The 21,756-nt window shown below is 63.0% G+C and carries 19 protein-coding genes; 3 read left to right on the top strand and 16 right to left on the bottom strand.

The genetic code is table 11. The features are described 5' to 3' along the window. Positions 1–40: 40 nt before the first annotated feature. Complete coding sequence (locus tag X741_RS142620; RefSeq protein WP_023779804.1) at positions 41–1,654, bottom strand: extracellular solute-binding protein; 1,614 nt, start codon at positions 1,652–1,654, stop codon at positions 41–43. Between the two features lie 357 nt (positions 1,655–2,011). Here X741_RS142620 and X741_RS142625 point away from each other — a divergent pair, with 357 nt between their 5' ends. Next, positions 2,012–3,040 (top strand): LacI family DNA-binding transcriptional regulator, encoded by a 1,029-nt coding sequence (locus tag X741_RS142625; protein WP_023779803.1) that lies wholly within the window; start codon positions 2,012–2,014, stop codon positions 3,038–3,040. A 1-nt stretch (position 3,041) separates the two neighbouring features. Here X741_RS142625 and X741_RS142630 read toward each other — a convergent pair whose 3' ends face one another. The 12 genes from X741_RS142630 to X741_RS142680 all read right to left on the bottom strand — a co-directional run bounded on the left by X741_RS142630 (position 3,042) and on the right by X741_RS142680 (position 14,040). Then, positions 3,042–3,485 carry a DUF126 domain-containing protein gene (locus X741_RS142630; RefSeq protein ID WP_023779802.1) on the bottom strand — a complete coding sequence of 148 codons (444 nt, stop codon included), beginning with the start codon at positions 3,483–3,485 and terminating at the stop codon, positions 3,042–3,044. Beyond that, positions 3,482–4,732, bottom strand: a complete 1,251-nt coding sequence (locus X741_RS142635) for an aconitase X (protein ID WP_023779801.1) — start codon at positions 4,730–4,732, stop codon at positions 3,482–3,484. The genes X741_RS142630 and X741_RS142635 overlap by 4 nt, the downstream gene beginning before the upstream one ends. A gap of 235 nt (positions 4,733–4,967) precedes the next feature. Further along, complete coding sequence (locus X741_RS142640) at positions 4,968–6,032, bottom strand: ABC transporter ATP-binding protein (RefSeq protein ID WP_023779800.1); 1,065 nt, start codon at positions 6,030–6,032, stop codon at positions 4,968–4,970. After that, complete coding sequence (locus X741_RS142645; protein ID WP_031250399.1) at positions 6,032–6,820, bottom strand: ABC transporter permease; 789 nt, start codon at positions 6,818–6,820, stop codon at positions 6,032–6,034. Before X741_RS142645 ends, X741_RS142640 begins: the two co-directional genes overlap by 1 nt. Beyond that, complete coding sequence (locus X741_RS142650) at positions 6,820–7,683, bottom strand: ABC transporter permease (RefSeq protein ID WP_023779798.1); 864 nt, start codon at positions 7,681–7,683, stop codon at positions 6,820–6,822. Before X741_RS142650 ends, X741_RS142645 begins: the two co-directional genes overlap by 1 nt. Positions 7,684–7,749: 66 nt before the next feature. Continuing rightward, a complete protein-coding gene (locus tag X741_RS142655) occupies positions 7,750–8,805 on the bottom strand; it encodes an ABC transporter substrate-binding protein (protein WP_023779797.1) in 1,056 nt (351 codons plus the stop codon). A 40-nt stretch (positions 8,806–8,845) separates the two neighbouring features. Next, positions 8,846–9,814 carry a PfkB family carbohydrate kinase gene (locus tag X741_RS142660; protein ID WP_023779796.1) on the bottom strand — a complete coding sequence of 323 codons (969 nt, stop codon included), beginning with the start codon at positions 9,812–9,814 and terminating at the stop codon, positions 8,846–8,848. After that, positions 9,811–10,860, bottom strand: coding sequence for an ADP-ribosylglycohydrolase family protein (locus tag X741_RS142665; RefSeq protein WP_023779795.1), 1,050 nt, complete (start codon positions 10,858–10,860; stop codon positions 9,811–9,813). Before X741_RS142665 ends, X741_RS142660 begins: the two co-directional genes overlap by 4 nt. A 3-nt stretch (positions 10,861–10,863) precedes the next feature. Further along, positions 10,864–11,589 (bottom strand): GntR family transcriptional regulator, encoded by a 726-nt coding sequence (locus tag X741_RS142670; protein ID WP_023779794.1) that lies wholly within the window; start codon positions 11,587–11,589, stop codon positions 10,864–10,866. 362 nt (positions 11,590–11,951) lie between these two features. Continuing rightward, positions 11,952–12,116, bottom strand: a complete 165-nt coding sequence (locus X741_RS1000000168995) for a DUF3309 family protein (RefSeq protein ID WP_023768317.1) — start codon at positions 12,114–12,116, stop codon at positions 11,952–11,954. A gap of 231 nt (positions 12,117–12,347) precedes the next feature. Further along, positions 12,348–12,863 carry a hypothetical protein gene (locus tag X741_RS142675; protein WP_023779793.1) on the bottom strand — a complete coding sequence of 172 codons (516 nt, stop codon included), beginning with the start codon at positions 12,861–12,863 and terminating at the stop codon, positions 12,348–12,350. Between the two features lie 451 nt (positions 12,864–13,314). Then, on the bottom strand, positions 13,315–14,040 hold the full coding sequence (locus X741_RS142680) for an isoprenylcysteine carboxylmethyltransferase family protein (RefSeq protein WP_245272778.1): 726 nt from the start codon (positions 14,038–14,040) through the stop codon (positions 13,315–13,317). Between the two features lie 194 nt (positions 14,041–14,234). Here X741_RS142680 and X741_RS142685 point away from each other — a divergent pair, with 194 nt between their 5' ends. Together X741_RS142685 and X741_RS142690 are read left to right on the top strand one after the other, a co-directional pair. Then, positions 14,235–18,353: a tetratricopeptide repeat protein gene (locus tag X741_RS142685; protein ID WP_023779791.1), complete on the top strand. Its 4,119-nt coding sequence runs from the start codon at positions 14,235–14,237 to the stop codon at positions 18,351–18,353. 45 nt (positions 18,354–18,398) lie between these two features. Continuing rightward, positions 18,399–19,139, top strand: a complete 741-nt coding sequence (locus X741_RS142690) for a hypothetical protein (protein WP_245272777.1) — start codon at positions 18,399–18,401, stop codon at positions 19,137–19,139. Between the two features lie 68 nt (positions 19,140–19,207). On the opposite strand, the gene X741_RS142695 is transcribed toward X741_RS142690, so the two are convergent. The 3 genes from X741_RS142695 to X741_RS142705 are packed head-to-tail and all read right to left on the bottom strand — an operon-like array spanning position 19,208 to position 21,733. Beyond that, positions 19,208–20,224 carry an ABC transporter substrate-binding protein gene (locus tag X741_RS142695; RefSeq protein WP_023779789.1) on the bottom strand — a complete coding sequence of 339 codons (1,017 nt, stop codon included), beginning with the start codon at positions 20,222–20,224 and terminating at the stop codon, positions 19,208–19,210. Further along, positions 20,217–20,984: an ABC transporter ATP-binding protein gene (locus X741_RS142700; RefSeq protein ID WP_023779788.1), complete on the bottom strand. Its 768-nt coding sequence runs from the start codon at positions 20,982–20,984 to the stop codon at positions 20,217–20,219. Before X741_RS142700 ends, X741_RS142695 begins: the two co-directional genes overlap by 8 nt. Further along, positions 20,981–21,733 carry an ABC transporter permease gene (locus X741_RS142705; RefSeq protein ID WP_023768324.1) on the bottom strand — a complete coding sequence of 251 codons (753 nt, stop codon included), beginning with the start codon at positions 21,731–21,733 and terminating at the stop codon, positions 20,981–20,983. Before X741_RS142705 ends, X741_RS142700 begins: the two co-directional genes overlap by 4 nt. Positions 21,734–21,756 lie beyond the last annotated feature (23 nt).

Below are 21,756 nucleotides of genomic sequence, written 5' to 3'. Positions count from 1 at the left end.
GCTTTCGCCCTTCCCCTCCGGTCTGATCCAGGGAGACGGATCAGCTGATCGGATCGAGAACGGTCGGCCATGCCTCCTTGTTGGTCCTGATGGCTTCCAGCAACTTGTCCTCGCCAATGCGCCGGGCGATCTTCTTCCACTCGGCTTCGGTATCGGCCATCGCCTGCTCCGCGGTCTTGGCCTTGGTCAGCGAGGCCATGAGGTTTTCGTCCAGTGCGTTGTGGAAGGCGGTGGCGCCGGGATAGTTGATGGTCGGCACCGTGCGGGCGACCGTCTCGCGCACCACATCCATGTGGTAGGCGTGATAGGTCTGGCGCACCAGCGGATCGGAGAAATCCGAAAGCCGGAATGGATCGAGATAGCCGCCGGGGTTGGCGCTCATCCAGGCGTAGATGCGGGCCGAGCCCAGCCATTGCAGCAGGAGATAGGCGACTTCCTGGTTCTTCGACTGCGACGAGACCATGCCGGTCAGTGAGAACCACAGCACGGAGCGGCTGATCAGCTTGCCGTCGATCTCGCGGCCGGGCGGCAGCATCGTGCCGATCTTGCCGGTGACGGCCGAATCCTTGTTGCCGGCATTGTCGAGGAATTTCGGCAGGTTGGAGAAGGCGCAGGTCATCGCCGCGCCGCCCTTGGCGAAATTGCCATACTGCTCCGGCCAGCCCCACGAGATCGCATCCGGCGAGTGATGGGCGAGCGATTCGACATATTCGTTGGTGGCGGCGATGCCATGCTCGGAATTGATCAGCGGCTTGCCGTCGTCGCCGAACAGGAACTGGTTGGGCGAGGCCATCGAGACATAGCGCTGGTACCAGTTGGTGTAGCCCCAGCCCTGGTTGCGCAGGTCGGTCGAGCCGAACAGGCCCTTGTCCGGACGCTGGAAGAAGGCGGCGATATCGCCGTGCTGCTTCCAGGTTTTCGGCGGCGCCAGATCGTAGCCGTATTTGTCCTTGAACGCCTTCTGCTCGGCGGCGTCGCCGAACAGGTCGGAGCGGTAGACCCAGGTCTGGAAGTCGCCGTCCAGCGACACGCCGTAGTTCGAGCCACGATATTTGTTGAGCAGCGACACGCCCTTGGCGCCGTCGACATAGCCGGTCTTGGGGTCGTCCCATTCAGGCTTGTACTGGGCGACGAAGTCGTCGAGCTTGGCGATGCCGCCGGTCTCGGCGAGATCGCCGAGGCGGTTCCATTCGGTGGAATAGATGTCATAGGCTCCACCCTTGGTGGAGATGTCCTGCATCGTCTTGGTGAATTCCTGGCCGTTCGGCAGGCCGACGATCTCGATCGGAATGCCGGTTTCCTTTTCCCACAGCTCCTTGATCGACGGCGCGCCGGCCGGGAAAGGCTGCGTAAGCTGGCCGATGGAGCCGTCCGACAGGCCGAGCACGATCTTGGCCGGCGCCTTGCCGGCGCCCTTCAGCGCCTTGGCCGCCTCGATGGCACGGCCTTCCGGCGTGTCGGCGCCATACTGGTAGCGCTCGGCGCCCTCGAAACCGGTCGGGCCACCGATCATGCCCGGTGCCAGCGCGTCCGCCGCATAGGCACGGCCGGGACGGATAAATTGGGGTGCGATACCTGCCGCGGCTACGAACACCGCCGCCTTTCCTCCGGACGCCAGCAATCGGCGTCGCGACATGCGGATCAGATCAGACATTGGAATTCCTCCCTCGGGCCCAATGTTTCCTCCACGAGCCCATGAGGGATATTGACGGCAGGATCGGAAGGCTGTCAACATCATAAATAATCAAAATACCTCACAACATCGCAATGGGGCGAGGAAATGCGTCACACGAAGGTCCTTACAACGCTCTCCATGCCTCGATTTGATGGGAAATATATCTTCCCGCCCCGGTATGGCCGTGCCGGGCGACTTGATTTAGCGCGACGACTTGCGCATCGGCCAAGGCCGGATACATCATTTCCCATCAGAATCGCGGATAGCGAGGAGCCGTTGCCATCAGGCCGGCCGCGGACAATGCGTGATCCTGATGCGTCGAGGAGATGAAAGACGGTGCGTTCCACCCTGACTGACATAGCCCGGGAAGCCGGCGTCTCCGCGGCCACCGTCGACCGCGTGCTCAACAATCGGCCCGGCGTGCGGGCGCGCACCCGCGAAATCGTGCTCGAAATGGCGCAACGCCTAGGCTACATCGCCGAAGGCCCAAACGGGGCAGCGCCACGCCCCTCGCCGGGCGAGATCATCCGGCTCGACTTCGCGCTGCCGGCCGGCACCAATTCCTTCATCAAGATGCTGCACCGCCACATCGAGGCGCAGGCTCTGGCGCGACCCGATCTCGACGTCCACATCGCCACCATAGAGGGCTTCAATCCCGATCGGCTCGCCCGTCTGCTGCAGGATCTGCGCGGACAGACGCAAGGCGTCGGCGTCATCGCGCTCGACCATCCGACGGTGCGCGAGGCGATCCGCTCGCTGTCGGCCAACGACGTCAAGGTGGTGACCATCGCCTCCGACATCCTGCATGTGCCAAGGGTCGCCTATATCGGCATCGACAACCGCGCCGCCGGCCGGCTGGCCGGCTATCTGCTCAACCGCTTCATGGGGTCGGAACGTCCCGGCAAGGTGGCACTGTTCGCCGGCTCGCTCTCCTATCGCGGCCATGAGGAACGCGAGATGGGATTCCGGCACATATTGACCGAGGAGTCTCCCAATCTCGAGATCGTCGAAATGCGTGAAATGCTGGACGATCGCGAAAAGGCCTATTCGGAAGCATCAGCGCTTCTGGAACGGCACCCCGACCTTGCCGCGATCTACAATGTCGGCGCCGGCAACACCGGCATCGCGCGCGCGCTCAAGGAGCGCGGCCGCGCGCAATCCATGGTCTTCCTCGGCCATGAGGTGACGGACGGCACCAAGGAGCTGCTGCTCGACGGCACGCTCGACGCGGTCATCGACCAAAACCCGCGCGTCGAGGCCCGCGAGGCGCTCAACACCTTGACCCATGCGGTCCGGGGACTGGCCTACGAATTGCACCAGCCGAGGCTGCAGGTGATCTTCAAGGAAAACATCCCGGAGATTTGAGCTAGCTTTCCGTCTTAATCCCTATGATCGCCCGGCCGTCCGCGCCAGCGCCGATCACTATCCTGTCGCCGGCGACGATGCCGGAAATATCACACACCACCAACGGCATGCGTATCCCATAGAGAAACTCGGCGACGATGGCGCCCACGGCCAGGATCGGGTCCGGCCGCTCCAGAAGAATGCCGGCCGGCGCCGTGCCCTTGCGGATCGCCTCGGCCAGCACCGAGGACGAGGACGACGAGCCGCGCCCGCTCGGCATGACCAGGATCTTGCCGGCGACATTCTGGCCGAGCCCCGGATGCGAATGGTCTGTTATGTCGCCGGTCTCCGCATCGATCCCGCCCCAGAAACTGAGCGGCTGCGAAAACACCAGCGCCCGACCTTCGGCCTCACCGGCCAGCTGAAAGATGCCTGCTCTTTCAAACGCTTCCACCGGTTGTGTCATGTGCCGCTCCGCACGACATGGCCGACCGCGGCGGAACGGATGCAATCCTTCATGTCGGCGAAGGCGACGGTCACGCCGATATTGCCCGGCGCGTAATGCGCCCATTTGCCGGAATTGGTCATCACCACGCCGTCGAGCCGTTCCATGATCGAGGTGACATAGGTGCAGGTGTCGGCAACCGGAACCAGGCCGAACGCTTCCATCCCAGCCAGGGCGCCCTCTTCCTGCAGCCGTGTCAGTGTCGCGCGGCCTGTGTTGACATAGATCGGGATGCCCCGGCTAGGCGCTGCCTCGCGCAGCAGCGGCAACAGGCGCATCCATTCCTCATGGGAAAAATGCGGCGTACCCAGCGAGACAGCGGCGAGCCGCGAGCCATCCGGCACCGCCGATAGCCTGGCCAGCGCCTGATCGATGTCGGAACGGGTAATGCGGATCGTCTCCTCCGGCGCGTGGCCGCGGAACGCCTCGTCGAGGCTTCCGGCCTCCGGCGTGATGCCGACCGCATGGAACAGCGCCACAGCACCCGTCGTTGCCGCCGCAGCACCGAGTGCCTTCAACTGGTCTTCATCGCGCGGCTGCGGCAGGCCGGCAATGACCGGAATTCGATCGCCGCTGGCTTGTCCGATGATCAGCCCAACGCCGACGAACAGGCTGTCGCTCGGCTCCGGATCAGGAACGTCCAATTCGAACAGGATGCGGCCGCGCCGGTTTTCGCTGAGATGCAGGCCCCAAGCCGGCGCGCGTCCAGTCATGGCGCAGCACAGGTCGATGAAATCGCCATAGCGGTTGGTGCGCGCCCCGATCACCGAATTGGCGAAGACGATGGCGTTGGATTCGCCCCAGGCGATCTGCTGACCGAATTCAGGCCGGAACCGTGTCTGGTAGGGCGCGCAGGTGAACGTCGCCTGGCAGCCAAGTTCCATATGCGCCTTCATCAGCCGCCGCGCCGGCACCTCCTCCGCTGCCGGCATCTTCACCATGCCCGGATGGATGAGGTCGAACGAGCCGACGTTGAGCGTCGTCGGCACCTTGACACGCCCGCCGCCCTCGGCGAGCCGTTCGACGAAATCGAGGCCGGCCTTGCCGTGGTAGAGGCATCCATCGATGTGGGCGCTGGTAATGTCGAGCAGGCCGTCCGCCCCGACGGCGTTGGAGAAGGCGACGAGAATCTTCATGGCGGCAGCCGCGGATGGGCCTTGCTCGCCATCGAGCATGGATCGGTCGCGCGTGCTCAGTTGCAGGGTCATTGTAGCTCCGGGCTCGCAATCAGAAAGGACGGAGGGACAGCACCCCCCTCTGCCTTGCCAGGCATCTCCCCCGCAAGGGGGGAGATTGGCAGGCCTCACCGCTTTCGCAAATTTTCGACGTTGGAGAAAGGGCAGCGACGCTGGAACCGCCAATCTCCCCCTTGCGGGGAGATGTCCGGCAGGACAGAGGGGGGTGCGAAGGAACGCCACAGTCCCAGTTATCGAACCGCGCGGCCTAACCCGCCGCGATCAGCACCGTACTCTCCGGCGACCAGCGCAGCACCACATCTTGCCCTTCCGCCAACCTGTCCGCGCCGGTGTTCTGCACGATAACTTTCAACGTCTGGCCGGCGCGCTCGACGAAGTAGGTGCAGTTGTTGCCGGCGAAAATACGCTTGGAGACCCGGCCCTTCAGGCTATTGGCATCGCCGTCCGAAATGCCTGCATCCGTGGCAATCCGAATGCGCTCGGGCCGAACGGCGCAGCTGGCCTTGGCGCCGGCCGCAAGCGTCGCGCCCGCGCCGGCGGCGATCGCCGTGCCATCCGGCAGCCGGATGCCGTTCCCGGTCGAATCGCCGCGGAAAATGTTGGCGTCGCCGAGGAAGGTGGCGGCGAATTCGCTTTTCGGCCGGTCGTATATCTCCTCTGGCGGCCCTTCCTGCACCAGCCTGCCGTCGCGCAAGATGCCGATCCGGTCGCTCATCGTCAGCGCTTCTTCCTGGTCGTGGGTGACGAAGATGGTGGTGATGCCGATCTCGCGCTGGATGCGCTTCAGTTCGATCTGCATGTCGACGCGCAGCGCCTTGTCGAGCGCGCCGAGCGGCTCGTCGAGCAAAAGCACGCGCGGCTTGGTGACGATGGCGCGCGCAAGCGCCACGCGCTGGCGCTGGCCGCCGGAGAGCTGATGCGGCCGGCGGCCGCCAAGCTTGCCCAATTGCACGAGATCGAGCGCGCGCTGCACTTCGGTGGCAATCACAGCCTTGGCCTCGCCGCGCACCGACAGGCCGAAGGCGACATTGTCGGCGACGCTCATATTGGGAAACAGCGCGTAGTTCTGGAACACCATGCCGATGCGGCGCTTCTCGACCGGCACCCGTTCGACGCTCTCGCCACCAATGGCGATGCGGCCGGAGTCGGGAAAATCGAAGCCGGCGATCTGGCGCAGCAGCGTGGTCTTGCCGCTGCCCGACGGCCCGAGCAACGCATAGAAACCGCCATCGGCGAAATCGATGGAGACATCGTCCAGCGCCTTGTGCGCGCCAAAGCTGCGCGAGATGTTCGATACCTGCACGCCGGCCATTATTTCTCTCCGCCGAATTTGAAGAACCGCGCCGTCAGCAACATCAGCGCCATCGACACGACGATGATGATCGTCGAGACCGCGTTGATCTCGGGGGTAAAACCCTTGCGGATTGCGGCGTAGATTTCGACCGGCAGCGTCGTCTGGCCAGGCGTCGCCAGAAAATAGGAGACGACGAACTGGTCGAACGACACCGCGAAGGCAAACAGCCCGCCGGCGATGACGCCAGGCATGATCCAGGGCAGCGTGACGCGGTTGGTCACCTGCCACTGGTTGGCGCCGAGCGAACGCGCCGCCTCTTCCAGTTCGGGCGCGAAGGTCTGCAGCCGCGCCGAGACGACGACGATGACATAGGGCAGCGCCAGCGCGACATGGCCAAGCAGGATGGCGAACAGGCCGCGCCCGATGCCGACGCCGAAGAAGAAGATCAGCATCGCTGTTCCCGTGATCAGCCAAGGAATGGCGATCGGCGGAAACAGCAGCGCCTGCAGGAACTTCTTGCCCCGGAATTCATAGCGGTAGAGCGCCAGCGACGCCGCCGATCCCAGCACCACGCTGATGATGGTGGTGATGACGGCGATCTCAAGGCTGTTCCAGGTGGCCGAGATCAGCTGGTCGTTCTGCCACAGTGAGGCATACCACTCGGTCGTCCATTCGAACGGCAGCTGGTAGAAGGGCGAGACGTTGAACGACATCAGCGCCATGATGATGATCGGCAAATAGAGGAAGGCGAGCAGCAGCCCGACATAGAGGCGGCCAAGTCCTTCGAGGATGCGGGTGGTCATCATCACGCGGCCCTCCGCAACACCGGAGAGGCAACCGCCAGGATGACCAGCACGACGGCCAGCAGGATGAAGGAGAGTGCCGCGCCCAGCGGCCAATTGAACACGGCGACGAACTGGTCCTCGATCACCGTGCCGTAAAAGGTTCCGGTGCGGCCGCCCAGAATGCGCGGCTCCATGAACGAGCCGACGACCGGCACGAAGATGAGCGCCGCGCCCGCCACCAGTCCCGGCATCGACAGCGGGATGATCACCCGCTTCAGCACCTGCAGCCGTGAGGCGCCGAGCGAGCGCCCGGCCTCGATCAGCGAATCGTCGATCGCCTGCAGGGTGAGATAGCAAGTCAGCACCATGTAGGGCACGTAGGAGTGCACCAGCCCGATGATGACGGCTGGATAGGAATACATGAGATCGATGTTGATCTTGAACGGCAGCACCGCGTTGAGCGCCGTATCGAGGATGCCGCCCTCGCGCAGCACCATCGCCCAGGAGAAGATGCGCACCAGCCCATTCGACCAGAACGGCAGGATGACGAGCAGGAAGATCGCCTCGCGGCTGCGGCCCTTCAGCACCTTGGCCAGCACATAGGCCGCGGGATAGCCGATGACGATGCACCACAGCGTCACTTCGAGGCCGAGGCGCAGCGACGCCAGCAGCAGCGTCAAATAGAGGCTTTGCGAGAAGAAGGCGGCATAGTTGCCAAGGGTGAAAGCCCACGGCTTTCCCGACAGCGGCAGGTCGGTCATGAAGGAGAAGAAGACCATGGCCGAGAGCGGCAGGAAGATCGCCACCGTCAGCCAGAGATAGGCTGGCGCCAGCAGCGGCAGCGCCGATTTCAACCCACTGCGCGACGCGGCCGCACCTGCCATCATGCACTCCTCCCAGGGCTGAAGAACCGGTCGGCGAAGATCGCCGGCCGGCCCGGACGTCTGCTCTTACTTCACGTCGACTTTGAGCTGCTGCCACAGCGCCAGATAGGCTTCGCGCTGTTTGTCGGTGATGGGCGCCTGGAACTGGATGCGCTTGGCGACCTCGGGATCGCCCATCACCTTGCGGTTGAAGGCATCCTCGGGCAGCGCGTCCACCGCCTTGGTGTTGGCCGACACGGGCGCACCGACCTTGGTAACCCATTCGACGTAAAACTTCGGGTCGATCATGTAGTTGATGAAGGCCTCAGCGCCCGCGACATTCTTGGAGCCGACCGGAATGGAGAAGGCATCGAGCCAGGCGACGGCGCCTTCCTGCGGAATGACCAGCGAGACCGGCAGCTTGAAGTGGGTCTTGGCGCGATCGGCCGAGCCGCTCCAATAGGTACCGATGTCGATCTGATTGGAGGCGACCATCTGGTTCCAGTCGTTTTCCGAACTCCAGAAAGTCTTGATCTGCGGCATCAGCGAGGTGAGCTTCGTCTTCACCGCGTCCATGTCCTTGATGTCGTTGATGTTCTGGCCGGTGGCGATGGCGCCGAACTGAACCGCCTCGACGGCGTCGTCGCGGATGACGACGCGGCCCTTGTGCGCGGGATCCCACATTTCGGCGATCGACGTCGGCGGTTTGTCGAAGGACTTCTCGTTGATGGCGAGCGCCGTCAGCCCCCACACCCACGGCACGCCGTAGACCTTGCCGTCATGGTCGAGCATCGGCGAACCCGCCTTGTCCTTGCTGATGTCGGCATAGTTCGGCAGCTTCGAGATATCGATCGGCTGGATCAGCTTTTCCGCCATCGCCTGGTCGTTGAAGGCGGCGTTGATCATGACCACGTCATAGAGGCCCGGATTGGTCCGGATCTTGGTCAACATTTCCTGTTCGGAATTGAAGAAGTCGTTGACGACCTTGTTGCCGGTCGCCTTTTCGAAGGCCTCGACGGCCCACGGCTCGTCAGCGCCATAGCCCTTCCAGTTGAGCACATGCACTTCGGCGGCACTGGCGGCCAGCCCTGAGGTGATGACGGCGGTCGCCGCCAGGAAAGCAGTCAGTCTGGGCATGCGCATGTTCGTTCCTCTCATTGTTTACCCGCTTGGCGGGTTTTGTTTAGGCCTCTTGCTTCCGGCCAGGCGCGGTCACCGAATAACCGTCACGGCTTAGGAATTCCTGGATCTCGTGATCGTTTGGCGCCGACGAGCCGCCATGGCGGGTAACCGAAATGGCGGCCGCCGCATTAGCGTAGCGCGCTGCCTCAAAGGGGTGCGCGCCGCGCGACAGCGCACTGACGAAAGCACCGATATGGGTGTCGCCGGCGCCGTTGGTGTCGATGGCATCCACTTTGAAGCCGGCAACGGTCCGTGTCGTGCCGTCGGCCAGCCTGATATGGCAGCCCTTGGCCGCGGAACGAATGACGACGCCGGCGGCATGCCGGCAATGGTCGGCAAGAAGCCGCGCCGCGACGGCTTCGACATCGCCCTGGCCGGCGATCTCGACGGCTTCCGTCACGTTGCAGCTCAGCCACGTGGCCCGGGCAAGCACCCGTGCCAGGATGGGCCTCGGAATGTCTGAAATGATCGGCGTCGGGTCAAAGACAAACGAGGTTTGCGCCGGCAACGCCTCGATCCAGTCGGCAAGCGCATCGCGGCTGCCCTTGTAGCTCAGCGTATAGCCTGACGTGAACACCCAGTCCTCAGGCACGACGGCCACGGGCGCCATCATGTCGAGGCTGAGCACGCTCTCGGCACCTGGCCATGACACGAACGTGCGTTCGGCGTCGCTCGAAATCATGGCGACGCAATTGCCGCTGTCCATGACCGGCGATGGCGGTGTCAGCGTCTCGATGCCCTCAGTGGCGAAGGCCGCGCGTAAAAAGTCGCCATTCGGTCCGCTGCCGAGCTGCCCGCCGAACACCACCTTCATGCCTGTGCGGCTGGCCGCGACCATCATGTTGAAACCGCCGCCGGCGACCTGCGCATAGCTCGACGCCGTCTTCTCGGTGCCTGGTGCCGGCAAGGCATCGATACGGTAGACATGATCGACCACCGCGCTGCCGATATGGACCAGACGCCCGCTCATGCCGCGGCGTCCTTGCCGGAGCCAGTCTTCTGCGCACCGCTCCTAGCCACCCTCGCCGCGACAAGGTCGGCGGCCAGCGCCCGAACGTCCGCCATGTCGATGCCCTTGAGGCCAGCGACACGGTGCGGTGGCAATCGCGAGAATCCGGCACAGGCACCCGCCATGCCGGCGGAGATGGCGCCGATCGTGTCGGTATCGCCACCGAGATTGGCACTGATGACCGCCGCCTGCCAGGGATCACCGCCCGCGACTTCCAGAACAGCGAAGGCTGCCGGAACCGATTCCTGGCTGGCGACGCCGGTGCCGACCAGATCGATGATCAGCCGGATCGCATCCCTTTTCGCCTTGCCGCGCACGATATCCTGCGCCCAGACGATGCGAGCGGCGATGTCGCCACCGGTCACCCAATGGCCGAGCGTTGCGCCTCGCCTCGCCGCCGCGACGGCGCTGTCTGATGCGGCGCGCCAATCGCCACCGGCGATGCCACGGCTGACGGCGGCCGCAACGGCGGCGGCCGAGGCAATGGCGATCGACGTGTTATGCGTTGCGCGGCAGGTTTCGGCTACCTTGGCAACGAACGCGTCGAGCGGCTCCAGCGGCATCATGATGCCGACCGGGGCGATGCGCATGGCCGCGCCATTGGTATCGCCACTGCGCCCCGCCTCTTCCGCCGGCACGCCATTGTTGATGGCGTCGATGGCGCGCTTGGTCGACGGGCCCAAGAGATCGTAGCTGCCGCGCGCCTTGACGTCGCGCTCCCAGTCGAGCAGCGCGTTGACCCAACGCGCATGGTCGAAGCGCTCGCCCGATTCGACGAGGATGCGGCCGAGCAACAGCGCCTGTTCGGTATCGTCGGTGATGGTCCCGGCCAGAAGTCCCTTCGACACCGGATGGTCGGCGAAAGGCTCGATGAAATCCTCGACATGGCCGTGGAGTTCGGCAATCCGGGCCGGCGACAGAAGCTGCGTCGGCATGCCGAGTGCGTCGCCCAGCGCTCCGCCGACAAGCGCGCCCATCGCCCGATCGAGTGTCGTGCTATCCGGCATCGCTCAGAACCTCATATGCAGCGCGAAATGCGCCGGGTTGAGCAGGCTGATGACATATTCGATCGGCCGGTCATCGGCCGCGCGGGTCAATCGGCGGCCGCGCAGGAAAGGCGTACCTTGCGGGCAGCCGAGGATGGCGGCGTCGTCGGCATTGAGCATCTCGATGCCCACCCATTCCTCGCCATGATCGGGAATGAGGCCGGCGGCGCGCAGCGTCTGGTGCAGTGAGCCTTCGCGCAGGCCGCGAAGCGGCACGTCTTCCAGCTCGGGCGATAACGGCAGGCGACTGCGCTCGATGGAGATTGCATGGCCGTCGCTGGCATTGGTGCGCACCCGGTCCACGGCAATGAAGAACGGGCTTTCGATCTCCAGCATGGCAGCCAGATCGGCGTCCTCGATAACCTCCAGCCGCAGCGTCCGCGTCTCGGCATTGGCGCCGGCATTGGCCAGCGCCCGCGACCAGCCGATGGCATCGTCGACCGGCTTGCCATCGAAAGTGACGAAGGAGCCGACGCCGACCTTTGTGGTGATCAGCCCGCGGCTGGACAGCTCCTCGAGACCCTTGCGGACCGTGTTGCGGCTGACGGAGAAGCGCTGGACGAGCTCGTTCTCGCTTTGCAGCCGGTCGCCGAAGCCGAGCACGCCGGAGCGGATTTCATGTTCGAGAACGGTGGCGATCTGCTCGGGCTTGCCCGTGCCGGGAGACAATTGAACCGCGCGCCGCTTCATATGCGTACCTGTCCAGTAAACCTGTGTAGTCCTGTTCAATAACTTGACACGCCAGTTCTGTCAACGATCGACAGGTGAGCGATGGATGGATGGCCCTCATCTCAACCGGACAACCTTGACGCGTGGGCTGAGAATCAATTGGCACGACAAAAGAAAGCCCGCTCCGGGATACCGGGGCGGGCCTTGGAGGAGGATGTGGGGTGGGACCCTTTCCTCTTGTTTCCACGGGGGGTGTGGACCGCAATCAAGCTACAAGAATCCGGCGAACCGCGGGATCACAAGCTGGCCTGCTTCCATCACATTCCGGTGCACGCCAGCACGGGCTTGCTCACGAGATTGCGAACCCTGCGGCCGAGAACCGGCTAAATGCGCCCGAGCACGACAAGGATGATGACGATGAGCAACACAAGTCCGAGACCACCACCACCGTAATAACCGGTTCCGTAGAATGGGCCACCGCCCAGACCGCTGAAGCCGCCGAGCAACGCGAGGATTAGAATAATGATAAGTATCGTTCCGAGACCCATGGCCTTCCCTGCTCCTGATTGCGCTTTCTGCGTCGGTTCAACATCGCGCCATTCGGATGCTGCAAGGTATGAACGTTTTAGCGGCTCTGGCGTTCCGCCGGAGCCTTCGCGGCCGCGGCGCACTCAGCCCACCAGGCAGAAAGCCCGTCTCAGAGGCGGGCTTTCCCGACCGGCCGAGCAAGGAGGGTGCGGTCGGCTGGCTCCGCATTTCCGATCCCGGCGCTCTTGGTCTTAGCGGCGCGCGATCAGCAGGCAGAGTTGACGCAGGTCACGATCGTAAGCGCCTTCGCTGCCGAGCACGTCGACGCACCGCTTCTTCATGCGCATCACCTGTGTGTCGGACATCTGGGCCACGACGCCCGGCAGGCTCGTACGACTGAGGTTCAAACGGTTGCTTGGGTTGGACGGATTTGACGGATTGGTGCCGACGCCGATACCCGCCCCCACGTTGGCGCCGATGCCGCTTGTGCCGTCAACATTGGCGCCAAGCCCGGCGGCGACGCCGTTGCTGCCGCCGATGGACGCGCCGAGCCCGGCGTTGACGCCGCTCGACCCGCCGACGGATGCACCAAGTCCGGCGTTGACGCCGCTGGAGCCACCGACAGAAGCACCGACGCCGGCGTTGACGCCGCCACCGCCAACCGACGCGCCAACGCCGAGCCCTGCCGCATTTGCCGGCATGGAAAGAACCAAGACCATTGCACTACCCGCCAACACACTGGCGACTGTCTTGATGGTGGAAGCCATAACACTCTCCTGTTGTCGTTGCGCTAAGGCAGTCGGCTCACGGCCGATTGCAAAACCAACTACGTCGGGAGTGATTTTTCAGTTTCAAAATCGCCTTCTAAAATATATACGGTGGTTTTTATTGAAGAAACGAAATATATTTAATAGTATTAAAATGATAACATAAGTTTCTAAAAAAAGCAGATAACATTGCGTATATGTACCGATATTTTCCGGTCATACAGCATTAAGTCGATTTTATGAAGCTGAGATTATACTGAGGTCTACCGATACACGGCACGGGACATCGCTTCAACAGTCGCTCTGGCCGACATCGTCGTTCGAGAACCGAAACATGGTGAGCGCTATGTCCTTAGCGCGGAAAACGCTTTCCAATGCCGGCCAGGATAAAACATTCCAAACGGCCTCAGCCAGTCCGAACCAGTTGGCCTTCCGCTTGGGGCGGGAACTGTCAGGCGATGCCGTAGAACAGCCTGTAGCGCACGCGGCTCATGTAGTCGCGGTATTCCGGCAACGCCGCCAGCAGGGCCTCTTCACGCAGGATTCGATAAAGCTGAAGGTAGGTTATCACGGCGTAGACAGCGAGATTGTAGAAGGAAAAGGCCGACAGCAGGAACAGGATATGGCCGGCAAGGTAGCCGGCATAGATTGGATGCCGCACCAGGCGGTAGGCACCGCCGGTCATCACGCCGCGATTGCCGGGCAGCAAGGCAAACGAACGCCCCAGCGATGCTTTCCCCCAGATGACAAACGACACCGCCAGTATCTGCAGCGGGGCTGCGACATACACCGGAATGATGGCCGCTCCCGGTTCCAGCGTGATGAAGCCGGCGCCAAAACTGGCAATCATGGTGACAATCACGGTGAGAGGGTTCCAGTCGCGTGTCATCGGGCGCCGCGACAGCATCAGCCATGTGAAGGTGAGCACCTCGGAGATTGCCAGCAACGCAATGTTGAGTCGGGTCGGATCCTCGATGAGATGGGATACGCCGCGGTAGACGAATATGCCAGCAAAGGCCAACGCACACACACGAAAGAAGCCTTCGCGCAGGTCGATCAGGATTTCGCGCTTTCGTGCCGCGGACAGAATCCCGCTCTCATTGGCGCTCGAAAGGGTTTCACTTTTAGACATGAGCAAGCCAAGCACCCCAATGATCCCTCCGGGTGACCTTTGCACGCAACCATTGCCGGGCCGTTAACCGAGAAGCCCAGATCGGCACTAAATAGGGCTTCCGAAAGGCATGCGAGCCCCTAGGAAGTGCCTATCGTCTCAGCCGTATTGCAATTTATGCTTGCATTTTTGGAACAAATAAAGAACAATAAGTCGATTGTCATTGAAACGATCAGGTTTTCGGGGGGAGGACCGGTGAAATGGTGAGCTGGAAGGCTGCGGGGCTGGTCGCCGCCGCGATCGGATCGCGCTTGCTGGCGAGAGCTTTGCGCCGAGGGTGGCCGGCAGGCCTTGCCGCTTTTCTCGCGCTGAACACGGCCGCGCTCGCCGCCGGCAAGGACTACGCCGTCTGCTTCAGCGACGGCAAGGTCGATGCCGACCAACTCATTGCCGCCTGCACGCCGATTGCCGAGGACAAGACGGAGCCGTCGCGGAACCGCGTTATCGCCTATTTCAACCGCGGGACTGCCTGGTACAACAAGGGGGAAAACGACCGCGCCATTGCTGACTTCAACGTCACCATCAGTCTCGAGCCGGACTCCAGCGATGCCTACTACAGCCGTGGCCTGGCCTTCTTCCGCAAAGGCAAGACCGACGCGGCCATTATCGATTTCGAACAGGCGATCGCGGCCGATCCGAACTATGGCAAAGCGCACAACAATCTTGGCGTGGTCTGGCAGCAAAAGGGCGACCATGACCGGGCGATCACCGAATATGGCGAGGCGATCCGGAGCGATCCGCAGGATGTCCAGGCGTATGTCAACCGCGGCATAGCCCGCGCTTCCAGGGGCGACTACGACCTTGCCATCGCCGATTTCGACGCGGCCACGGGCTTCGATCCCGAGAGCGTGGACGCCTATACCAATCGCAGTGCCGCCTGGATCGCCAAGGGCGACTGGGGTCGCGCCTTCGCAGACGCCGATCGGGCGGTTGGGCTCGATTCCACCAGCATCGACGGCCACTACAACAGAGCCGTCGCCTTGACCAACAGCGGCGACGACGACCGCGCCATCGCTGATTTCGACAAGGTGATCGCCCTCAAACCGACGGACGCCGACGCCTATTTCGGCCGTTCGCTCACGCGGGCACGTAGCGGCGACACGGTCGGTGCAGTCGCCGATTGCCGAAAGGCCATCGAACGCGATCAGAAGAAGGCAGGTCTTTGTGACACAGGACAGGTCGGCACGAAGGCGCCGGCTCTGTCACAATCGCCCGACCCTGGCGCATCCCCCCTGTACGAACCGCTACAACTGTATCCCAAAGAGGATCACTCCGAACTCGTTGCCTGGAACCTCGAACGGGGGCTGGAGCAGCAGGTGCAAGGCGACGTCGCAGGCGCGATAGAGTCATTCAGCTTCGCGATCCAGCTGGATCCTTACAACGCCGAAGCTTTTTACGACCGGGCGTTCGCCGAAGCGTCGCAAGGAAACCACGCCATTGCCGCCAGCGACTGTCGGCGCGCCATCGAACTCGACCCGACGCGCGCAGGCTCTTGCAGCCAACGCGCTCCTGGCGAAACAGCTCCGCTGCCTGTCACGGAGACAAGAAACCCGGCAGCCGCAAAAGCCTTGCTTGAACGCGCCGAAACGCGGCTTGCAAAGTATAGTATCGAAGGCGCACTTCTCGATTTCGATAAGGCGATCAGCCTCGATCCGGAGAGCGCTGAAACCTATTTCAGCCGGGCCGCCGCCAGGACACTGAAGGGCGATACGGCCGGTGCGGCGGAGGATTGCCGTCGCGCCGCCGAACTCGATCCAAAATGGGCGGCAGGCTGCAGTGAACGGGTTGCGGGCAACGAGAGCAAGTCGGCTCCGCCGCCGGACACACAACAGCCGAAGCCGCGAGCCGTCGTTCCGAATATTACGGCCACACAAGACACGCTGGCCGCGAGGGCCATGGAGGCGACCGATCCGCAAACCCTGGAAGCGGTCCTTGGCGGCGATGCCTTCCTGGACATGGGCAAGTACGACCAGGCGATCGGCGCCTACAACCAGGTGATCTCGCTCGATCCGAACGACCGGTTTGCCTATTTCGGCCGCGGCAAGGCCTGGGCTGCCAAACGCGCTTACAAGCAGGCGATCGCAGACTACGACAAGGTCATCGAACTCGCCCCGAATTTTGCCGCGGCGCATCTTCGCCGGGGTCTCGCCAAGGTTACGTCAGGCGATGCCGAGGGCGCGCTTGCCGATTGCAGCCGGGCTGCAACACTCGATGCAAAGGCGCGCGACGCATACTTCTGCAAGGGCATGGCATGGCAAGCGAAGGGCGACGCTGCCGGCGCGGTCGCCGCTTATTCGGCGGCGCTCGAGATCGATCCGAAGGATGACGCGAGCTATTACGGGCGCGGCATGGCGAGGGCCGGCAGGAAAGACTATGACGGCGCCATTGCCGATTTCGACAAGGCGATCGAGCTTGATCCAGGCAATGCGGACTATCTCGCCAGCCGCAGGGCAGCGGTGGCGACGAAAGCCGAGCCGCAACCCGGCGCCGAACCTGCGGTCCCGCAGGACGTCGACCATGATAGCCAGCCCGAGGCCAAGCTTTCGACCGCTGAGATGGCGAAGCTCATTCAGGCGACCGACCCGCGCGTTCTGGCCGCGGTACGGCACGGCGACAGCCTGTCGGATGCCGGCAAGTATGACCAGGCAATCAGCGCGTATGGCAAGGCGATCGCGCTCGACCCGGACAGCCCCCTCGCCTATTTCGGCCGCGGCAACGCCTGGAACGACAAGCGCGCCTATGATCGGGCGATTGACGACTATGACCGCGTGATCGAGCTCCTGCCAAATATGGTCTCTGCCTATGTTCGCCGAGGCATGGCCAAGGCCACCACCGAGGATGCCGAAGGTGCCCTCGCCGATTGCGATCGGGCCGCCGCGTTCGATCCGAAGCTGGTGGATGCCTATTTCTGCATGGGCATGGCATGGCACGTGAAGGGCGATGCCCAGCGAGCGATCACAGCCTATTCGGCGGCGATCGAGATCGATGCCAAGGATGCCCCCAGCTACTACGGGCGCGGCATAGAACGGGCCGATAGCAAGGATTACAGCGGCGCGATTGCCGACTTCGACCAGGCGATAAGGCTCTATCCGGGCAATCCGGACTACGCGGTCGTCCGCAAGGCGGCCGTGGCCGCCTTGAAGAAAGGCGGCGCCGCGCCGCTCGCCGTCGGTTCGGATCCCAGGAACCTCCAAGCCTTCATGGATCGTGGCGATGCGTTCTACGATAAGGGCAAATTCGATCGCGCCATCGCCGAATATAGCAAGGCGATTGCGCTCGACCCAAGGAAAGCCTCGGCCTATGTCGGCCGCGGTACGTCGCTCGTCGCGAAAGGCAAATATGACGCAGCCATCACGGACTACGGCAAGGTTATTGAACTCTATCCCGCTTATGTCGACGCTTACATCGGTCGCGCCGTCGCCTGGAGCAAAAAGAACGAACTGGATCGTGCCGTCGCGGACTACAGCCGCGTGATCGAACTCGACCCGCAATATGCTCCGGTTTATTTCGGGCGCGGCAGCATCTGGTTCACCAAGGGCGAGTACGACCAGGCCATTGCCGACTACGACCAGGCGCTGAAGCTCGATCCAAAGCTGGCCCTCGCCCGCAAGGGCCGCCAGATCGCCATGGCGGCGAAAGCGAACGCCTCAAAAATGCCAGGCAAAGCCGTTGGCGAGGCGCCGACCAAGCCAAGCAGCGCTTCGCCAGCCGCGCAGGCGTTCAGCAAAGGCTGGACGCTGCATGAGAAGAACGACTATGACGGCGCCATAGCCCTGTACGGCAAGGCGATTGCATTCTTTCCGGCGTTCCACGACGCCTATCTGGCCCGAGCAATGGCCTGGGAGGCCAAGCGGGACTACGCTCATGCCGTCGCTGACTACAGCCAGGCGATCGCGTTCAATCCGAATCGTGCCGAGACCTACTACGACCGCGGCCAGAATCTCGGTTTCCAGGGAGATTACGACGGTGCGCTTGCGGACTACGACAAGGCCATCAGTCTCAATACCAGGGACGCAAAGGTCTATGCCGATCGGGGCCTCATATGGATGGGCAGACATGAGGACGCCGCAGCGCTGCGCGATTTCGAAAAGGCGCTCGGCCTCGACCGCAAGAACCCCTTCGCCTATTTGGGCCGGGGCGTGATCCGGATCAGCAAGGCGGGTTATGACGGGGCCATCGCCGATTTGAGCCAGACGATAAAGCTCAAACCAGATTTCGCCACCGCCTACAAAGTGCGCAGCAAGGCGTGGGACGCCAAGGGCAACCACAAGCGTGCCGAGGCCGACCGCAATAAAGCGTTGAGCCTCGGCGCGAAATAGACAGTTTAGGGAGGGTCGGCGATGGCGCGTTGGAGAGGCTTGGGCGTGACGGCGGTCGCCGCTTTGTCTTTCGTTGCGGTAAAGATATTGCCTTGGGCGCTCGGCTTTGCCGGCGGCAAATATCTCTACCAGACAGTGGCGGGCTCGCCCGATTCGCAGACCCTGACCACAGCTCAGGTGAGCGAACAGATTCAGAGCCAGGGAAGCCAGATATTCATGGCAATCCAGCAGGAGTTTCCAGACGACTATGACGCCGTCGTGGAAAAGATCACTGCCGTGGCCAGACTTGGAAACGTGGAGCAAGTGCGAAACACGAGCAGGATCGCGGTCGCCAGCCTCAGGCAAAAATATGCATCCCTGCTGTCTTCGTCCCCAGACAGCAATGCCGCCGAGGCGCTGCGTGCACAATTGGCCATGCTCAACCATGTCATGGCGCGGGAAACCGCAATCACTTGCAACAACTACCTTCGCAACGGGCCGGACGCGCTCAGCATGCCGGATCAGGACTTTCTGACCGACATGGACAAGATCGGAGCCACCCTGTTCCACGCCTTCGGCGCGGCGAAGAAGAGCGGTCTGGCTGCCGCTTCAGCCAGCGATGAGGACTGGTCACTGCTGGCCGACGCTTTCATCAACGCTGGCGGCACTCCCACCGACATGAATGCCATTGCCAATGTCAGCCCGGAATTCGAAGGTCTCTGCCCGGCAGTCGCGAAACTATATACATCCGCTCTTTCGCTGCAGGGCGAGCCCGGGCGGCACGTCTATGAGATCGCCCGGAATTAGCCAAGGTCTGCGCATCCGCGCGATTGATGAGGACGACCCATCAGTTCCGAGAGCCGGATTGGCCTCCCCTAGCCCAAAGTTGAATTGCTGAAATACTTCGTGAAATCAGGGCGTTGCGTCAGAACCTTGCCATCGGCGTCGCGCAGAATGCCCGCAGCGAAAAGATAGTCGCCGATCGCATCCATCTTGGCCGGATCCATCGTGCCGGTGGCGCCGTTTTCCGCGCGCAGATAGTGCCCGTCGATCAGCACCTTCAGCGAGGCCTCGATCAGCGCCGGATTGGTCAGCGCATCCTTGTTGGCGGCGATGAGCAACGCGGCCGCTTCATCGGGATGCTCGACGGCGAACCGGTAGCCGCGCTGCGTCGCCTCGATGAAGGCCTCCGCAAGCTTAGGGTTCGCTGACAGATACGCCTCGCTTGACGAGATCAGCGTCGTGTGCTCGTCGGGCACGCCATAGTCGGCATAGACGAAGCTGCGCTGATGGACGCCTTTGAGTTCGGCCTCGACGCCCTCCCAGGTCAAAACCTCCAGCGTGAAGTCGACGGTGCCGTTGGCAAGGGCTTCGTAGGCGGAGGTGCCGAGCGTCACCGTTTCGAAATTGCCCTTGCCGCCATCGTGGCGGATGATGGTCGAGATCAGCGCGTTTTCCCAGGCGCTGCCGAAACCGCCATAGGTCAGGCCGTCAAGGTCCTTCGGGCTCTTGATGTCGCTGCGCGCGGCATTGAACACCAGCCGGCCGGTTTCAGACTGCACTACCGCGTAGACAGCTTTCAAGTCAGCTCCAGCGGTTTTCTGGCTGAACAGGCTAATGGTGCCGTTGATGCCGAAATCGGCGACACGGTTGGCGACCAGCGTGCCGGCGCCGGTATCGCTGTATGGCAGAATGTCGACCTCGAGGCCGGCGCCGGAATAAAACCCTTTGTCGCGGGCGACGAACAGCCCGATGTGGTTGGTGTTGACCGTCCAGTCCAAAGCGACGGTGATTTTCTGCATCGCCGCGAAAGAGCGGCCCGGTCCGGCGATCAGCGGAAGACCGCTGGCGAGGGTAAGCAGCAAGGCCTGCCGGCGCGTCAGATCAGTCATGTTCATGTCCTTTGGAGGGTTGAGGGTTGAGCAAAATGTCGAGGATCTCGGCCTCGAGTGCGATGGCCTGGCGCGCGGCGGCACCGGTCGGGTCGCGCGGACGCGGCAACGGCACCCTGATCTCGCGCAGCACACGGGCCGGGCGCGTCGACAGCACATAGATGCGGTCGGACAGGTATACGGCTTCGCGCACATCGTGGGTAACGAGCAGTGCCGTCCAGCGATGATGCCGCCACATCTGCTCGAGCCAGCGCTGCATGGCGGCGCGGGTCAGTGCGTCGAGCGCGCCGAACGGCTCGTCGAGCAAAAGCATGTCGCGCTCCTGCACAACGGTGCGCAACAGCGCCGCGCGCTGGCGCATGCCGCCCGAAAGCTGCGCCGGAAAGTGCCGCTCGAAACCGGCAAGCCCGAATTCGGCGAACAGCGGCGCGACCCGCGCCCGTGCTGCCTTGCGCTTGATGCCTTGCACTTCGGGCCCGAGTGTCGCGTTGTCGAGGATGCGTCGCCACGGCATCAACGCATCGCGCTGTGGCATGAAGGCAAAATGCCGGCCATGATCGTCGAGCGGCGCGCCGTCGAACAACATCTCGCCTCCGCCATGTTCAGCGCCGGTCAGAAGCTGGAACAGCGTCGACTTGCCGGCGCCCGAAGGCCCGAGGATCGAGACGAATTCGCCGGCACCGACGTTGAGCGAAATGTCGGCAAGCACGTCGAGCCCGCCAAACGCCTTGCGCACATGTCGCAATTCGAGCCGGCTCATCTTCGCGCCGCCTTTGCCGCGGCTTGCTTGCCCGCGGCCCGTTCCCAGGGCATGGCAAAGCGCTGCAGCAGCACCGTCAATCCGAACAGGATGAGAGTAAGCGCGGCGCTGACGCCGACGGCGGCCAGCACCAGGTCGGGGCGAAAATTGTTCTTGGCGTTGAGCATGTAGATGCCCAGCCCTTTGGCGGCACCCGCATATTCGGCAAAGATGGCGCCGACAACGGCATAGGTGATGGAGATTCGCAGGCCAGCGAAGAAATATGGCAGTGCCGAAGGCAGCCGCGCCAGAACGAAGACGCGCCAGCGCCCTGCCCCCATGGCGCGTAGCATCTGGCCGATCTCGGGCTCGGTTGCCTCGTAGCCCTCGACCAGCGCCACCAGCATCGGGAAGAAGGTGACCAGCGCCACCAGCATGATCTTGGGCGCCAGCCCGAAGCCGAACCACAGCACCACCAGCGGCGCGATCGCAACCAGCGGCAAGGTCTGGCTGACGATGAAGACGGGAAAAAGCGCGCGCCGCAGCGGTTGGAAGAAGTCGACCAGCATCGACAGCGCGAAAGCGGCGCTGAGTGAAAAGACGAAACCGATGAGCGTGGCGCGGATAGTGGGAACTGCGTTGTCGACCAGCGCGTCACGATTGAGCATCGCCTGCTCAAAGACACGTGAGGGCGCCGGCAGCGTCGTCGGCTTGATGCCGGAATAGGTAGCGTAGAGTTCCCAGGCCACGAGCAGCAGCCCGACCGACATTATGGCCGGCACTGCCTTGGCGA

It is taken from the genome of Mesorhizobium sp. LNHC221B00 (assembly GCF_000502935.1).
Classification (GTDB): domain Bacteria; phylum Pseudomonadota; class Alphaproteobacteria; order Rhizobiales; family Rhizobiaceae; genus Mesorhizobium; species Mesorhizobium opportunistum.
Note: the sequence above shows the minus strand (reverse complement) of the source record. Positions and strands in the feature narration are given on the sequence as shown.

What these genes read in the sequence shown, in the direction of transcription:
- X741_RS142675 (WP_023779793.1), bottom strand. Translation starts at nt 12,863, where the DNA reads ATGGCTTCCACCATCAAGACAGTCGCCAGTGTGTTGGCGGGTAGTGCA.
- X741_RS142630 (WP_023779802.1), bottom strand. Translation starts at nt 3,485, where the DNA reads ATGACACAACCGGTGGAAGCGTTTGAAAGAGCAGGCATCTTTCAGCTG.
- X741_RS142670 (WP_023779794.1), bottom strand. Translation starts at nt 11,589, where the DNA reads ATGAAGCGGCGCGCGGTTCAATTGTCTCCCGGCACGGGCAAGCCCGAG.
- X741_RS142660 (WP_023779796.1), bottom strand. Translation starts at nt 9,814, where the DNA reads ATGAGCGGGCGTCTGGTCCATATCGGCAGCGCGGTGGTCGATCATGTC.
- X741_RS142650 (WP_023779798.1), bottom strand. Translation starts at nt 7,683, where the DNA reads ATGGCAGGTGCGGCCGCGTCGCGCAGTGGGTTGAAATCGGCGCTGCCG.
- X741_RS142695 (WP_023779789.1), bottom strand. Translation starts at nt 20,224, where the DNA reads ATGACTGATCTGACGCGCCGGCAGGCCTTGCTGCTTACCCTCGCCAGC.
- X741_RS142665 (WP_023779795.1), bottom strand. Translation starts at nt 10,860, where the DNA reads ATGCCGGATAGCACGACACTCGATCGGGCGATGGGCGCGCTTGTCGGC.
- X741_RS1000000168995 (WP_023768317.1), bottom strand. Translation starts at nt 12,116, where the DNA reads ATGGGTCTCGGAACGATACTTATCATTATTCTAATCCTCGCGTTGCTC.
- X741_RS142640 (WP_023779800.1), bottom strand. Translation starts at nt 6,032, where the DNA reads ATGGCCGGCGTGCAGGTATCGAACATCTCGCGCAGCTTTGGCGCGCAC.
- X741_RS142645 (WP_031250399.1), bottom strand. Translation starts at nt 6,820, where the DNA reads ATGATGACCACCCGCATCCTCGAAGGACTTGGCCGCCTCTATGTCGGG.
- X741_RS142655 (WP_023779797.1), bottom strand. Translation starts at nt 8,805, where the DNA reads ATGCGCATGCCCAGACTGACTGCTTTCCTGGCGGCGACCGCCGTCATC.
- X741_RS142620 (WP_023779804.1), bottom strand. Translation starts at nt 1,654, where the DNA reads ATGTCTGATCTGATCCGCATGTCGCGACGCCGATTGCTGGCGTCCGGA.
- X741_RS142635 (WP_023779801.1), bottom strand. Translation starts at nt 4,732, where the DNA reads ATGACCCTGCAACTGAGCACGCGCGACCGATCCATGCTCGATGGCGAG.
- X741_RS142705 (WP_023768324.1), bottom strand. Translation starts at nt 21,733, where the DNA reads ATGTCGGTCGGGCTGCTGCTCGTGGCCTGGGAACTCTACGCTACCTAT.
- X741_RS142685 (WP_023779791.1), top strand. Translation starts at nt 14,235, where the DNA reads ATGGTGAGCTGGAAGGCTGCGGGGCTGGTCGCCGCCGCGATCGGATCG.
- X741_RS142700 (WP_023779788.1), bottom strand. Translation starts at nt 20,984, where the DNA reads ATGAGCCGGCTCGAATTGCGACATGTGCGCAAGGCGTTTGGCGGGCTC.